This window comes from Tistrella bauzanensis (assembly GCF_014636235.1).
GTDB classification, from domain to species: domain Bacteria; phylum Pseudomonadota; class Alphaproteobacteria; order Tistrellales; family Tistrellaceae; genus Tistrella; species Tistrella bauzanensis.
On record NZ_BMDZ01000003.1, the window covers coordinates 1 to 14,458 of the forward strand.

10 protein-coding genes and 2 tRNA genes are annotated in these 14,458 nt (G+C 65.1%); 10 read left to right on the top strand and 2 right to left on the bottom strand.

The features are described from left to right. Window positions 1–54: 54 nt before the first annotated feature. Window positions 55–717 (bottom strand): endonuclease/exonuclease/phosphatase family protein, encoded by a 663-nt coding sequence (locus IEW15_RS02175; protein WP_188574450.1) that lies wholly within the window; start codon window positions 715–717, stop codon window positions 55–57. 4 nt (window positions 718–721) lie between these two features. Then, on the bottom strand, window positions 722–1,123 hold the full coding sequence (locus IEW15_RS02180) for a hypothetical protein (protein ID WP_188574452.1): 402 nt from the start codon (window positions 1,121–1,123) through the stop codon (window positions 722–724). Window positions 1,124–1,324: 201 nt separating this feature from the next. Between IEW15_RS02180 and IEW15_RS02185 the strand changes: the two genes are divergently transcribed. The 10 genes from IEW15_RS02185 (at window position 1,325) to IEW15_RS02230 (ending at window position 14,353) form a co-directional block, all read left to right on the top strand. Next, window positions 1,325–2,893 (top strand): NAD(P)H-hydrate dehydratase, encoded by a 1,569-nt coding sequence (locus tag IEW15_RS02185; RefSeq protein ID WP_229707750.1) that lies wholly within the window; start codon window positions 1,325–1,327, stop codon window positions 2,891–2,893. A 137-nt stretch (window positions 2,894–3,030) separates the two neighbouring features. Further along, window positions 3,031–4,677 (top strand): malonyl-CoA decarboxylase, encoded by a 1,647-nt coding sequence (locus tag IEW15_RS02190; protein ID WP_229707751.1) that lies wholly within the window; start codon window positions 3,031–3,033, stop codon window positions 4,675–4,677. Window positions 4,678–4,733: 56 nt separating this feature from the next. Beyond that, window positions 4,734–4,818 (top strand) — tRNA-Leu (locus tag IEW15_RS02195). A gap of 281 nt (window positions 4,819–5,099) precedes the next feature. After that, window positions 5,100–6,689, top strand: a complete 1,590-nt coding sequence (locus IEW15_RS02200) for a hypothetical protein (RefSeq protein ID WP_188574454.1) — start codon at window positions 5,100–5,102, stop codon at window positions 6,687–6,689. 277 nt (window positions 6,690–6,966) lie between these two features. Further along, complete coding sequence (tig, locus tag IEW15_RS02205) at window positions 6,967–8,331, top strand: trigger factor (protein WP_188574456.1); 1,365 nt, start codon at window positions 6,967–6,969, stop codon at window positions 8,329–8,331. Between the two features lie 122 nt (window positions 8,332–8,453). Further along, a complete protein-coding gene (gene clpP, locus IEW15_RS02210) occupies window positions 8,454–9,086 on the top strand; it encodes an ATP-dependent Clp endopeptidase proteolytic subunit ClpP (protein ID WP_188574458.1) in 633 nt (210 codons plus the stop codon). A gap of 384 nt (window positions 9,087–9,470) precedes the next feature. Next, window positions 9,471–10,739, top strand: coding sequence for an ATP-dependent Clp protease ATP-binding subunit ClpX (gene clpX, locus IEW15_RS02215; protein WP_188574460.1), 1,269 nt, complete (start codon window positions 9,471–9,473; stop codon window positions 10,737–10,739). 219 nt (window positions 10,740–10,958) lie between these two features. Then, entirely contained in the window at window positions 10,959–13,379 is a 2,421-nt protein-coding gene (gene lon / locus IEW15_RS02220) for an endopeptidase La (RefSeq protein WP_188574462.1), read from the top strand. A 214-nt stretch (window positions 13,380–13,593) separates the two neighbouring features. Continuing rightward, window positions 13,594–13,869: an HU family DNA-binding protein gene (locus IEW15_RS02225; RefSeq protein WP_188574464.1), complete on the top strand. Its 276-nt coding sequence runs from the start codon at window positions 13,594–13,596 to the stop codon at window positions 13,867–13,869. Window positions 13,870–14,276: 407 nt separating this feature from the next. Next, window positions 14,277–14,353, top strand: a tRNA-Val gene (locus tag IEW15_RS02230). Window positions 14,354–14,458: the final 105 nt, after the last annotated feature.

Sequence of the window (14,458 nt, forward strand, 5' to 3'; positions counted from 1 at the left end):
CGAACCAGACATTCCATGACCCTCCGAATCATGGTCACCCATTGATTCAGAACTTTAGGAAATACGCAACTGTAATGCTAGCAGGGCGTCGTGATCCGACAGGCCCTGATGCGGCAGGTGATCGACCGCGACGCCGCCGCAATCATTTCGCAGCAGCACCCGGTCCAGCCGCAGCCGCACCGGCCCCAGCCTGAAGCTGCCGGTGGCCGGCGTGACATCGCGGTAGCCCGGCAGCCGCAACCGCCCCACCAGGTTGCAATCGCCGGCGATCAGCATCGGGTGATGACCGGCGAGGATGGCCAGTTGCCGGCGCTGAGCGCCCGGGGGATGAGAAAGCTGCACGCCCGCCGCCACCGGGCCGCCGGGCCATAGCCGGAATATCTGTGCCACCCGTGGCCAGGGCCAGCCGCCAAGCGCCAGGCGTTGAACGGGGCCGCGCTGAACGGGGCCGGCATCGCCATCACCATCCTGGCGTGTGCCGGGCTGGCGGCGCCACAGCAGATGGCCTTCCCAGCCATCATGCCGCGGGAAGGCCGGCGTGAACGCGGCGACGCCGCCCAGATGGTCGACAAGGGCGTCCTTGTGCCATGCGCAGGCCTCTTGTGCGATCAGCAGGTCGACCCCCTGGGTGGCGACCACATCCGCGACCGCCGCCAACCGCCGATGATCCGGGCGCTTCAGGTTCCACACCAGAATGCGCAGGGCCGGGCTCTGCATGGCGTTATTTCACCGGCGAACCCGTGCGATCCGCCAGGACCACGAAGCCGCGCGCCAGATCGGCAAGGGCGTGTTCCGAACGCTCGCGGTGTTCCGCCATATCGGCTTCCAGCCGGGCCACGCGGTCTTCGAGCGCCGCGACGCGGCCATCATCGATGGTGGCCGCGTCGTCGGGCACCGAAAGCGCCAGGCGCGAGGCCGGGCGGGGCATCGGCATGTCGCCCGCCGAGACCGCCTCATCGCCGTTCATCTCTGCCGCATGGACCGCCTGGGCCTCGGCATAGGTGCGGATCGCATCCGCGACCCAGCTGCCCAACGTCAACCCGCTGGCCTGGGCCGCTCGTTTGGCGATCTCGCGGGTGTCGCGGTCGACACCCTTCACGCTCCAGGGCGGTATGGTCGCCATCGTTCCGTGGCCTCCGCGGGTTGGGATATGTGTTCAACGACTTTATGTGGCGGGCACAATTCTTGTCAAAGCCGGCCGGCATGAGGAAGATGCGGCAGCGGCCCACCGGTGACGATTGTTGCAGGTATGCCCGTCTCAAACGGCCGATCGACCCGCGTCATTCGCACGGCCCGCTTCATCCGCACGGAAGGCACCTGACCGATGTCATATGAACTGCTCACCTGCGACGAGATGGGCCGCGCCGACCGGGCCGCCATCGCGGGCGGCATCGCGGGATCCGCGTTGATGGAGGCGGCGGGGCAGGCTGTGGCCCGCGAAGTCATCGCTGCCTTCGGTCCGCAACCCAGGCGCGTGGTGGCGCTGGTGGGCCCCGGCAACAATGGCGGTGACGGCTGGATCGCGGCCCGCGCGCTGTCCGAGGCCGGGTGGCCGGTCGATATCCTGTCGCTGGTGGCCGCCGACCGGTTGGCTGGCGACGCCCGATTGGCGGCTGACCGCTGGACGGGCAGGGTGCTGCCGCTTTCGCAGGCAGAAGACCGGCTGAGGTCGACCTCTGATGACGCAGCGGTACCGGTGGTGATCGATGCGCTGTTCGGCGCCGGACTGGCGCGGCCGGTGGATGGCGAGGCGGCGCGGCTGCTGTCTCTGGTGCAGGCGCGGGATCTGCCCGTGGTGGCCGTCGATGTCCCGAGCGGCGTATCCGGCGATGACGGACAGGTGCGCGGCATGGCGGTGAGGGCGGCGCTGACCGTGTCGTTCTTTCGGGCGAAGCCCGGCCACTGGCTGCTGCCCGGGCGCGATCTGCGCGGCCGGCTGGTGATTGCCGATATCGGCATCCCGCCGGCGGTTCTGCGGCCGATCGGGCCCAGGATCGCGATCAATCGCCCGCCGCTCTGGCAGGCCGCGCTGACGGCACCGGCGGCCGGCGACCATAAATATCGCCGCGGTCACCTGGTGGTGGCCGGAGGGCCGCCCGAAACCGCCGGTGCCGCCCGACTTGCGGCGCATGGCGGCCTCAGGGCCGGAGCAGGGCTGGTGACGGTTGCCTGCCTGTCGGATGCGATGTCGATTTTCGCCGGCACCGATCCGGCGGTGATGACGCGGGTGGTGCCGACGCCGGAGGCGTTCGAGCGGATGCTGCAGACCCGGCGGGTCGCGGCGGCCGTGCTGGGGCCCGGACAGGGCGTGGATGCGCTGACCCGCGATTGGGTCCGCCGGGCCATCGCCTGCCTTCCAGCGCTGGTTCTGGATGCCGATGCCCTGACCGCGTTCGAAGACAGCGCTGCCGACCTGTTCAGCCAGATCCGTGCCGCCACCGCTCGCGGGGCGCGTGTCGTGATCACCCCACATGGCGGCGAGTTCGGCCGGCTGTTCCCCGATCTTGTGGCGGATGGCGGCACCCGGATCGAGCGGGTGCGCGCCGCGGCGGACCGTTGCGGCGCTGTCGTGGTCCTGAAGGGCGCCGACACGGTGATCGCCGGCCCGGAGGACGGGCGTCTGGCGATCAATGGCAATGCGCCGGCGCGGCTGGCGACCGCGGGGGCGGGCGACGTGCTGGCCGGTATCGCCGGCGGCCTTCTGGCCCAGGGCATGGCCGCGTTCGAGGCGGCGGCCGCGGCCGTCTGGTTGCATGGCGCCGCCGCCCGTCTGCTGCCGCGCGGGATGATCGCTGAAGACATCGCCGGCATGCTGCCACGGGTTCTGCAGGCGGTGGCGCCGTTGGATGATGACGGTCTGGACGCGCTGGGCTTCGGGCTGGACGGTGATTGATCCGCAGCGGATCGCCGGGCGTCATGCACGCTTCACACATCGGCGCGCTGTCAAGACTTGAACGCCCGGGTCCGCATCCCTGATCATGGAGAGGTGCCCGTCCGGTGGGGCGGGTGCGCCAACAGTGGAGAGCCTCCGTGACCGAGACCGCAGCACCCTCCGCCGCATCCAGCCGGTCCACCAATGTCCGCGCCGCCACCGGCGTTCAGGCCCCGGCACTGCCGACGGCCGATGCCAGTGACGCCGTGCCGGTGCCGCCTGGGGAGGCGACCAGGCAGATGACCGTCGCCGTGCCGGCGCTTGCCGGGCAGGTCATCGAGGGCGATGGCGTGCCGGAGGAAGGCTCGGACGGCGCCGGCTTCTTCGATCGGACCCTCGACCGGCTGAACCGGTTGTGGCGCGATGTGTCGCAGCACGCGCGTGCGCGGATCGGGGCACCGATCCGTCCGGCATTGCCGGCCGAGGATCTGGACCGCATTCGTGGCCTGATCCGCCAGTCGCTGGACGCGGCGGGCGGCGAGGTCTCCGCGCGGGCGCGGACGGCGGAGTTGGGGCAGGTCTATCTCGGCCTGAACCAGACCGGACGCGCCAATTTTCTCACCGTTCTGGCGCGTGAATTCGATGTGCCGCGCGAAGCCCTGGATGCAGCCATGGCAACGGTGCGGGACGCGGCCGATGCGTCGGCGCGGGTGGAGGCGCTGGAGCGGCTGCGCGAGACGCTGGTCAGCCCTCGGGCAAGATTGCTGCGCCAGTTCAGCAGCTTGCCGCAAGGCGTCAAGTTTCTAGTCGACCTGCGGGCCGATCTTCTGCCGCTGACCCGTGGTGCGCCGGCGCTGCGGGGGATGGAGCATGAGCTGCGCGAGGTGCTGTCGGGTATGTTCGACATCGGCCTTCTGGACCTGACCCGCATCACCTGGGACGCGCCGGCGGCGCTGCTCGAAAAGCTGATCGAGTATGAGGCGGTGCACGAGATCCGCTCGTGGTCGGATCTGCGCAACCGCCTGGAAAGCGATCGCCGCTGCTATGCCTTCTTCCATCCGAAGATGCCGCGCGAACCGCTGATCTTCGTGGAAGTGGCACTGGTCAAGGGGTTGGCCGATAATGTTCACACGCTTCTGGACGAAGCGGCCCCCACGGGCGATCCGGCCAGCGCCGACACCGCGATCTTCTATTCGATCTCCAACGCCCAGAAGGGCCTTGCCGGCTTCAGCTTCGGCAATTTCCTGATCAAGCGGGTGGTGGAGGATCTGTCCCATGATCTGCCCGGGCTGAAGACCTTCGCCACCTTGTCGCCGATCCCCGGCTTCCGCGCCTGGCTGGACGAGCGGTTGGCCGCGGGCGATGCCGGCCTGTTGAGCGACACCGAGCGGGGCCGGCTGCGCACGGCGCTGTCCAGGCCGACGGTCGGCGCCGAGGGCAAGACCCTGCCGGCTGCGGAGGGGACCGATCCGCTGGCCCGGGCGCTGGCATGCGACTGGCCGTCCGAGCCGGCGCTTGCGGACGCCCTGAAATTGCCGCTGACCCGGCTGGCCGCGCGCTATATCACGCAGGAGAAGACCCGCAACCGCGCCCGCGACGGTGTCGCGCATTTCCATCTGTCGAATGGTGCGCGGGTGGAGCGGATCAACTGGCGCGCCGATATGAGCGACAAGGGCCAGCGCCAGTCGGCTGGCATGATGGTCAACTATCTCTACAAGCAGGGCGAGATCGAGGACAACCACGAGGCCTATACCGGCACCCACGAGGTCCGCGCCGGATCGGCCGTGCGCGGTCTGCTGCGCTGATCGCTCACGACCTCTGGAAGCCGGGTGGCCGGTCGTGCTATATGCTCGGCCGGTTCGCGGACGTGGCGGAATTGGCAGACGCGCGAGATTTAGGTTCTCGTATCGAGAGATGTGTGGGTTCAAGTCCCACCGTCCGCACCACTTGAAGCCCCGCGCGCCGCCGAGGTGCCGCCGCCGGGGGATGAGCCGGGCCGCCCGCGTTTGCGGGCATGCGCATGTGGGCCTGCGCACTTATGGGTTCGCGCAACAGCCGGTATCCGACGATCGCAGGCGCACCGGGAAGAGCCCGGCATGTCGTGCCGCAACATGTTGCAACTATTGATAGTGCGACCGGAAGAAGCATTGCCGTTAGCTTTGTGAAGCAGAACGCCTCAAGACATATTTAATGTCGCGGCGATACCTGACTTCAAAGGAGAGCTGACGTGCCGACGTCTTCAAATGATGTGACCTATGTTGCCCCATTTACCGGTGGCGTGTCTCGTATTCTGACCACCAAACTCGCTGAATATGTGACGCCAGGCGATTTTGGCGCAGTGGGGGACGGCTCTGCCGATGACACCGCGGCCGTGCAGGCGGCGCTGGACAGCGGCAAGGACGTGCTGCTGGTAGCGCGTTACCTCGTGTCCGATACGATCAATGTGAACACGCGCGGCCAGAGGATCTTCGGCCTGATGGGCCCCGGCACCACCTCGCGCGCGGCCATCATGATGTCGACTGGCTCGACGGCGCCCATCGTCCTCAACATCCGGGCTCATGCCGTCTGCCTCGAAAACTTCATCGTCATCGGCCGGAGCCAGTTGGAGGCCGACACCCTGGTCATCTTTGCCGAAGAAGACTATCAGGTGACGCCCGACGGCAAGAACAATGGTGATGTCGATCTCAAGATTACGAATTGTGCGATCGGGCGTGGGGAAACGCTGATCCGGATCAAGGGCCGTGGCCTGAATGTCACGCAATGCAACCTCGTGTCGTTTACCCATGGGATCGAGATCGACTGGCCCGACGAGCAGGATCCGGAAGATGCCGAAGACCCGGATCCCGCCAAGTTCAATCCGGGGCCGAATTTCGACAACAAGCTGCTGGGTGGCATGCGCGCTTATATGATCCGGGACAATCGCTTCCATGCCGGTTCGGGTGGCTATCTGGTGCGGAATATCGGCTGGAACAAAGCGAACATTCACGGCATCCAGTTCATCGGCAACTATATCGACACGAACTGCCGTATCTTCGAAGGCACTGCCAATGAATCGATCTTCTCGGACAATATTCTGATTCACTCCGTGGCACCGAATTTCCTGTTCTCAGTCTCTGGCGGCGACAATGTCCGTATTGCCGACAACATGTTCTATGGCATGGTCGATAATGGCGAAGGTCAGACGCGCGAAATTCTGGGGGGCGTGCTTCTGTCGGGTGTCAGCAATGTCTCGATCGATGGCAATCACTTCAAGCGTGTGACCCGCGACGTGCTGTCTCTGGGCACGGGGTGCACCAATGTCGCCTTTCGCGGCAACGTGATGAAGGACGTCTGTCTGGCGAACGACGTATCGACCGAGAGCCAGCGCTATGTCGTCCGGATCAACGACCCGGTCGATGGCCTGATCATCTCGGAAAACATGGTCGACAATCCGAGCATGTTGCGGAACCCGCCGATGATCGGGTTGGCGACGACGAGCGCCGCTGTGTCCGGGCTGGTGGTCCGCGACAATATTCTGCCGGATGGCATCAGCACCCACGAACTGACCACGGCCATGCGCCAGGCCGTGACCGATACCAGCCGTGCCGTGCTCGCCTATGACGGCGATGGCACGGCATCGCAGACCCTGACTCTGCGCTTCGCGCCGGTCTTCGTCATGGTGTCGATCACGACAGGAACCGATCGCGGGCGGTCGATGTCGGTCTCTGCCATGGCGAGCGCCGGGTCGGATCTGGTGGAAATCTCTGGGCGTGACGTGATCGTCAAGGGGGCCTGGAACGCAACCGCCACCAGCTACACGGTGTTCGCCGTCACCTGATCTTTGCTCCGCGGGCCGGAGCGGGCGGACAGCCGGTGCCGGCGGGCCATTCAAGCCCGCCGGCACCGGCTTTGCCGCGTATAGGGCTTGCGAAGCGGGGCATTTTCGTGCCACATGCTTGCCGCCCGTGTCGTGGAGCCTGACCGCCTGCGAACACGCCTCTTCGCGCACCCGGCGCCTGCCTGCCGCGGCCCGTCAACGGCCGCCGGCAACGAAATCCCGTCCCCCGCGACGGGCAGGCGCTGCCGCAGTCAACCGACCCTGTGAGACCGTTTTGATGCAGATCACCGAGACCAACGCCGAAGGGCTCAAGCGCGAATACAAGGTCGTCGTGCCGGCCACGTCGATCAACGAGAAGATCGACAGCCGAATCGCCTCGATCAGCGCCACCATCAAGATGCCTGGCTTCCGTCCCGGCAAGATCCCGGCGAAGGTGGTCAAGCAGCGCTATGGCGCCTCGGTGATGGGCGAGGTTCTTGAGGAGTCGGTCAACGAGACCTCGCGTGAGGTTCTGGCGAAGAACGACCTGCGCCCGGCGACGCAGCCCAAGATCGAGATCACGGCCTTCGACGAGGGTCAGGATCTGGAATACACCATGGTCGTCGAGATCATGCCCGATTTCGAGCTGGGCGATTTCTCCGATGTCGAACTGGTCCGCGAGGCAGCCGAGGTCGAGGACAAGGAAGTCGACGCGGCGCTGGAGCGTATCGCCTCGGCCAATCAGGAATTCGAGGCGGTCGAGGATCGCGCCGCCGAGAACGGCGACCAGGTGGTCATCGACTTCAAGGGCTTCGTCGATGGCGAGGCCTTCCAGGGCGGCGAGGCCGAGGGCTATGCGCTCGTGCTGGGCTCCAACACCTTCATTCCCGGCTTCGAAGACCAGCTGGTCGGCGCCAAGCCTGGCGAGGAGCGCAAGGTCGAGGTGAACTTCCCCGCCGATTATGGCGCGGAGCAGCTTGCCGGCAAGGCCGCGACCTTCGAGACCACCATCAAGGAGGTCAAGGCGCCCAAGACCGCGGGGATCGACGATGCCCTGGCCGAGAAGCTGGGCCTCGATAACCTCGACGCGCTGAAGGCGGCGATCCGTGACGATTTCCGCAACCGCTATGAGGGCATCAGCCGTCAGAAGCTGAAGCGCGGCCTGCTCGACAGCCTGGCCGGCCGTTACGAGTTCGAGGTGCCGGCGGGCATGCTGGAGGCCGAGTTCGAGGGCATCTGGAAGCAGCTCAGCGAAGAGATGACGCGCACTGGCCAGACTTTCGAGAGCATGGAGAAGACCGAGGACGAGGTCCGCGAGGAATATCGCGCGATCGCCCTGCGTCGGGTTCGTCTGGGTCTGGTCCTTGCAGAAGTGGGTCGGGTGAACGATGTTCAGGTGGCGGATGAAGAGGTCAACCGCGCGCTGATCGAGCAGGCGCGCCGCTTCCCCGGTCAGGAAGCGCGGGTGATCGAGTATTATCAGCAGAATCCGGATGCGCTGCGCGCACTTCGGGCGCCGATTTTCGAGGACAAGGTCGTCGATCACATCCTGGCCCTTGCCAAGGTCGAGGAGAAGGTCGTCAGCGCCGAGGATCTGATGAAGGATCCCGACGATGAGGACGAGGCCGAGGCCACGGCGGACGACGCCAAGACCGAGGCCTGATCCGCTGCCCTGTCGGCGATATCGTCTGCGACCGCTTCCGGCTTCGGGAGCGGTCGCAAACGTCTCGGCGGCCGGGGTTTTGTGACGACCGGATGATGTCTGTTGAGGGGAGCGGAAAGCGCATGAGCGATATGCTCGATACCTATATGAACACGCTGGTGCCGATGGTGGTCGAGCAGACCAACCGGGGCGAGCGCGCCTATGACATCTATTCGCGCCTGCTCAAGGAGCGGATCATCTTCCTGACCGGCCCGGTCGAGGACGGCGTGGCCAGCCTGGTGACGGCGCAGTTGCTGTTCCTCGAAAGCGAGAACCCGAAGAAGGATATTTCCTTCTACATCAACTCGCCGGGCGGCGTGGTGACCTCGGGGCTGGCGATCTATGACACGATGCAGTACATCCGCTGCGACGTTCAGACCTTGTGCATCGGTCAGGCCGCCTCGATGGGTTCGCTGCTGCTCGCGGGCGGTGCCGCCGGCAAGCGCTTTGCCTTGCCCAATGCCCGGATCATGATCCATCAGCCGTCGGGCGGGTTTCGCGGCCAGGCCAGCGACATCGAGATCCATGCCCGCGAGATCCTGAAGCTGCGGGCACGGCTGAACGAAATCTATATGCACCACACCGGCCGGCCGCTGGAAGAACTGGAGCGCGGCATGGAGCGCGACAACTTCATGTCGCCCGAGGAGGCCAAGGCCTTCGGCCTGATCGACACGGTCGTCGCCCAGCGGCCGAAGCTTGAAGAGGCCGGATCCTGAGCCTGATGGCCCGACAGGCCGTCGATGGCGTCATCAGGATGCCGAAGCCTCGGGCAAGGCTGCGGTGGCGACGTTGACCCGACATGCAACCCGCCATCGCGTACACGCGGTGGCGGGTTCGTCATGTCCGGGTTCGGGGGATGATCCGCACGCTGGTGCTTTTTCCCCCTTTGGCAAGTGCGAATGGCGCATTACATTTCCTCTGACCGCGGAGTCGAAAACCGAACTCCGTGTCCCGGTGCGGGCCCCCGAACCGGCAGATGGCGGGGGGCCGTCCTCCCGATCCGGCACACTGCCGGCCGACCTGCCGCTTTTTAGGGTTTGTGCCCGGGTGCGACCGGCGGCTAACATGGACGCCGGGCAGAGCCAACGAGTGGAGACACGATGACCAAGTCCAGCGGCGGCGACGGCAAGAACACGCTTTACTGCTCGTTCTGCGGCAAAAGCCAGCACGAGGTGCGGAAGCTGATCGCCGGGCCTACGGTGTTCATCTGCGACGAGTGCGTAGAGCTCTGCATGGACATCATCCGCGAGGAGAGCAAAACCTCGCTGGTGAAGACGCGTGATCGCGGACCGACGCCGAAGGATATCTTCAACGTCCTGGACGATTATGTGATCGGCCAGGATCAGGCGAAGCGCATTCTCTCGGTGGCGGTATACAATCACTACAAGCGTCTGAGTCAGGGCGGCAAGGGCGCCGAAGTCGAGCTTGCGAAATCCAATATCCTGCTGATCGGGCCGACCGGTTGCGGCAAGACGTTGCTGGCCCAGACCCTGGCCCGCATCCTCGACGTGCCGTTCACCATGTCGGACGCCACGACCCTCACCGAGGCGGGTTATGTCGGCGAGGATGTGGAGAACATCATCCTGAAGCTGCTTCAGGCGGCGGATTACAATGTCGAGCGGGCACAGCGCGGCATCGTCTATATCGACGAGGTCGACAAGATCAGCCGCAAATCCGACAATCCGTCGATCACGCGCGATGTGTCGGGCGAGGGCGTGCAGCAGGCATTGCTCAAGATCATGGAAGGCACGGTTGCCTCCGTGCCGCCGCAGGGTGGCCGCAAGCACCCTCAGCAGGAATTCCTGCAGGTCGACACCACCAACATCTTGTTCATTGTCGGCGGCGCCTTCGTCGGCCTTGACCGGATCATCAATGATCGCGGTCGCAAGACCTCGATCGGCTTCGGCGCCGATGTCGAACCGGTCGAAAGCCGTCGCTCCGGTGACGTGCTGCGTCAGGTGGAGCCCGAGGATCTGCTGAAATTCGGTCTGATCCCCGAATTCGTGGGCCGGTTGCCGGTGATCGCCACCTTGCACGACCTCGACCGTGAGGCCCTGGTGCAGATCCTGACCAAGCCGAAAAACGCGCTGGTGAAGCAGTATCAGCGGCTGTTCGAGCTTGAGAACGTGCACCTGACCTTCTCGGAGGATGCGCTGGGGTCGATTGCCGAGCGCGCCATCGACCGCAAGACCGGTGCGCGCGGCCTGCGCGCTATTATGGAAGAGATCCTGCTCGACACCATGTTCGACCTGCCTGACATGGACGGGGTCGAAGAAATCGTGGTGAATCGCGAGGTCGTTGAAGGACGGGCCAAGCCGCTCCATATCTATGCGGACCGGCGGGGCGATGTCGGCGGCTCCGCTTCCTGATCCCCGTTCAACTTCCGGCCGCGGCACGGTCTTGAGCGTGCCGGCCGTTGATGTTTCGGCCGCTGCCGGCCCATAAGGGCGGCAGCGGCCGGCATCCGGCCGGCATGTGTGCGCGGCTCATCCCGGGTTCGGGCCGATGTGGCGTGAAAGCGGCACGTCGGCCTTCCGAGGCCGCGTGCCCGACGCCGTGCCGAATCCGATAAAAATGCGAGACTGGCCATGACCGAAAAACATACCACACACACCTATCCGGTCCTGCCGCTGCGCGACATCGTTGTCTTCCCGCACATGATCGTGCCGCTGTTCGTCGGCCGTGAGAAATCGGTGCGCGCCCTCGAAGAGGTGATGCGCAGCGACAAGCAGATCCTGCTGCTGGCGCAGAAGGATGCCGCACAGGAAGACCCCGGCGCCGGTGACATCTTCATGGTCGGCACGATCGGGACCGTGCTGCAGCTGCTGAAGCTGCCCGACGGCACCGTGAAGGTGCTGATCGAGGGCGCCAGCCGGGCGCGGGTCGAGACCCTGATTTCGGATGGCGATTTCTTCCAGGCCGAGGCCACTGCGATCGCCGAGGGCGAGGATGCCGGCCGCGAGGTCGAGGCGCTGTCGCGCTCGGTTGTGGCCGAGTTCGAACAGTATGTGAAGCTGAACAAGAAGATCCCGCCGGAGGTGCTGGTCACTCTCAATCAGATCGAGGAGCCGGCGAAGCTCGCCGACACCATCGCCTCGCATCTGTCGCTGAAGGTGGCTGAGAAGCAGGAACTGCTTGAGACGCCGACCGTGGTCGAGCGGCTGGAGCGGATCTATGCCCATATCGAGGGCGAGATCGAGGTTCTTCAGGTGGAAAAGCGCATCCGCTCGCGTGTCAAGCGCCAGATGGAGAAGACCCAGCGCGAGTACTATCTGAACGAGCAGCTGAAGGCGATCCAGAAGGAATTGGGCGAGGGCGAGGACGGCCGCGACGAGAGCGCCGAGATCGAGGAGCGGATCCGCAAGGCCCGCATGCCCAAGGAAGCCCACGACAAGGCCATGACCGAGCTCAAGAAGCTCAAGACCATGAGCCCGATGTCGGCCGAGGCGACTGTGGTCCGAAATTATCTCGACTGGCTGACGGGGCTGCCCTGGAAGACCCGCTCGAAGGTCAAGAAGGATCTGAAGTGGGCCGAGGAGGTTCTGAACGAGGACCATTATGGTCTTGAGAAGGTGAAGGAGCGGATCGTCGAGCATCTGGCCGTTCAGATGCGCGTCGCCAAGCTCAAGGGCCCGATCCTGTGCTTCGTCGGCCCTCCGGGCGTCGGCAAGACCTCGCTTGGCAAGTCGATCGCCAGGGCGACGGGGCGTGAATTCGTTCGCGTCAGCCTGGGCGGCGTGCGTGACGAGGCCGAGATCCGCGGTCATCGCCGCACCTATATCGGCTCGCTGCCCGGCAAGGTGATCCAGTCGATGAAGAAGGCGGGCAAGACCAACCCGCTGTTCATGCTCGACGAAATCGATAAGCTTGGCGCGGACTTCCGCGGCGATCCGTCATCGGCCCTGCTTGAGGTTCTGGACCCGGAGCAGAACGGCACCTTCGCCGATCATTACCTTGAGGTGGATTACGACCTGTCGGATGTGATGTTCATTTGCACGGCCAACAGCCTGCGCATGCCGCAGCCGCTTCTGGACCGGATGGAGATCATCCGCATCTCGGGTTACACCGAGGACGAGAAGGTCGAAATCTGCAAGCGGCATCTGACCGCAAAGCAGGTCAAGGCGCAGGGTCTGAAGAAGGGCGAGTTCTCGATCACCGACGGCGCGATCCGCGACCTGATCCGCTATTACACCCGTGAGGCGGGCGTCCGCAGCCTTGAGCGCGAGATTGCGAGCCTGACCCGCAAGGCGGTCAAGGAACTGGTGATGGGGCAGTCGACCTCGGTGGCGATCACCTCCGACAACCTCGACAAATATGCCGGCGTGCGTCGGTTCAAGTTCGGCGAGGCGGAGCTTGAGGATATGATCGGTGCCGTCACCGGTCTGGCCTGGACCGAGGTCGGCGGCGATCTGCTGACCATCGAGGCGGTGACCATGCCCGGTAAGGGCAAGGTGACGATCACCGGCAAGCTGGGCGAAGTGATGCAGGAGAGCATTCAGGCCGCCCGGTCCTATGTCCGCTCGCGGGCGGTGGAGTATGGAATCAGGCCGACCGTGTTCGAGCAGGCGGACATCCATATCCACGTGCCGGAAGGCGCCACCCCCAAGGATGGTCCGTCTGCCGGTATCGCCATGGTGACATCGATCGTGTCGGTGCTGACCGGCATCTCGGTCAACCGCAGCGTCGCCATGACCGGCGAGGTCACGCTGCGCGGCCGTGTGCTGCCGATCGGCGGATTGAAGGAAAAGCTGCTGGCGGCATTGCATGGCGGCATCAAGACCGTGCTGATCCCGCGTGACAATGAAAAGGATCTGGCGGACATCCCCGACAACGTGAAGAAGGGGCTGACCATCATTCCGGTGGCGCATGTCGATGAAGTGCTGGCGCATGCGCTTTTGAAGCCGTTGGTGCCGATCGAGTGGCCTGAGCGCGCAGAGGGCAAAACGGCCGAGCCCGCGCGCGAGGAATCCGTGGACCAGTCTGAAGCGCCCGGACCACGTGCCCATTGATCGGGCATCTGGCGATCCTTGAGACCGAAGGTTGACCAAATCCGGCAGCCCTCGCGCCAAATGCGGCGCGAGGGCTGTTTTTTGGCGGATTTGTGCGGTTTTCGGCCGGGACGCCGATTGACGCGCTTCTGCCGGGGGATTTACACTCGCCCCTGGTCGACGTATCACCGACGCGTGAGTGCGAACCGCCACTCCAAGAAGGGGAGCCTGAAAAGTGAACAAAAACGATCTCGTTGCGCGCGTGGCCGACAGCACGGGGCTGTCAAAGACCGACGCGGCCCGGGCCGTCGACGGCGTGTTCGATGCCATCACCGCGGCGCTTGCCGCTGATGATGAAGTCCGGCTGGTCGGCTTCGGCACGTTCAACGTCGCGACCCGTGCCGCCAGCGAGGGCCGCAATCCCCGTACCGGCGAGGCGATCACCATCCCCGCCTCGAAGCAGCCCAAGTTCCGGGCTGGCAAGGGTCTGAAGGACGCCGTTAACGACTGATCCGGAGAGGGTCTGCCGAACTGTGTCACGACCCGTGGAGATGGCATGACGCCGGCCTTGTCACCAGGGGCCCGCAAGCCGTTCTTCCACCAAGAAAAACAGACATCCCCGAGAGGCCGCTCAGGTCCAGGGGCAAGAAAGCTGGCACCTCACCGAATTTCATGCCGCGCCGGCCGCGAGAGACGCGTCGCCGGCGATGACGTCAGGCGATGGGCGGCCGGATCGGGCCGTCCACGTATCCGACTGATTGTGGCGACACTGCCGCAGGCTCATGGCCCGGCCGCCTGTGCAGGATGTACGGGCGGCCGTTGTCGTGGGTCAGGATACATCCGCTCAAGATATGCCGTGCCGTCTTCAGCGGCCCGACACTGGCCGGATGCCGTGGAACCGGCCGGCGCCGCCATGGCGGGCGATTAGCTCAGTTGGTCAGAGCGTCTCGCTTACACCGAGAAGGTCGGGGGTTCGAGCCCCTCATCGCCCACCACCACCTGCCATCACAATCTCGGGCCGCTGTCATCTTCTGGTACCGCCATTTCATATGATGGCGATTGCCATCGGAGATATTTCGTTCTGCGAGCAAAAATTCAAC

Bases quoted from the DNA above. Each gene is read 5' to 3' on its own strand.
- IEW15_RS02175 (WP_188574450.1), bottom strand. From the start codon at position 717: ATGCAGAGCCCGGCCCTGCGCATTCTGGTGTGGAACCTGAAGCGCCCG.
- IEW15_RS02180 (WP_188574452.1), bottom strand. From the start codon at position 1,123: ATGGCGACCATACCGCCCTGGAGCGTGAAGGGTGTCGACCGCGACACC.
- IEW15_RS02185 (WP_229707750.1), top strand. From the start codon at position 1,325: ATGTCATATGAACTGCTCACCTGCGACGAGATGGGCCGCGCCGACCGG.
- tig (WP_188574456.1), top strand. From the start codon at position 6,967: ATGCAGATCACCGAGACCAACGCCGAAGGGCTCAAGCGCGAATACAAG.
- clpP (WP_188574458.1), top strand. From the start codon at position 8,454: ATGAGCGATATGCTCGATACCTATATGAACACGCTGGTGCCGATGGTG.
- clpX (WP_188574460.1), top strand. From the start codon at position 9,471: ATGACCAAGTCCAGCGGCGGCGACGGCAAGAACACGCTTTACTGCTCG.
- lon (WP_188574462.1), top strand. From the start codon at position 10,959: ATGACCGAAAAACATACCACACACACCTATCCGGTCCTGCCGCTGCGC.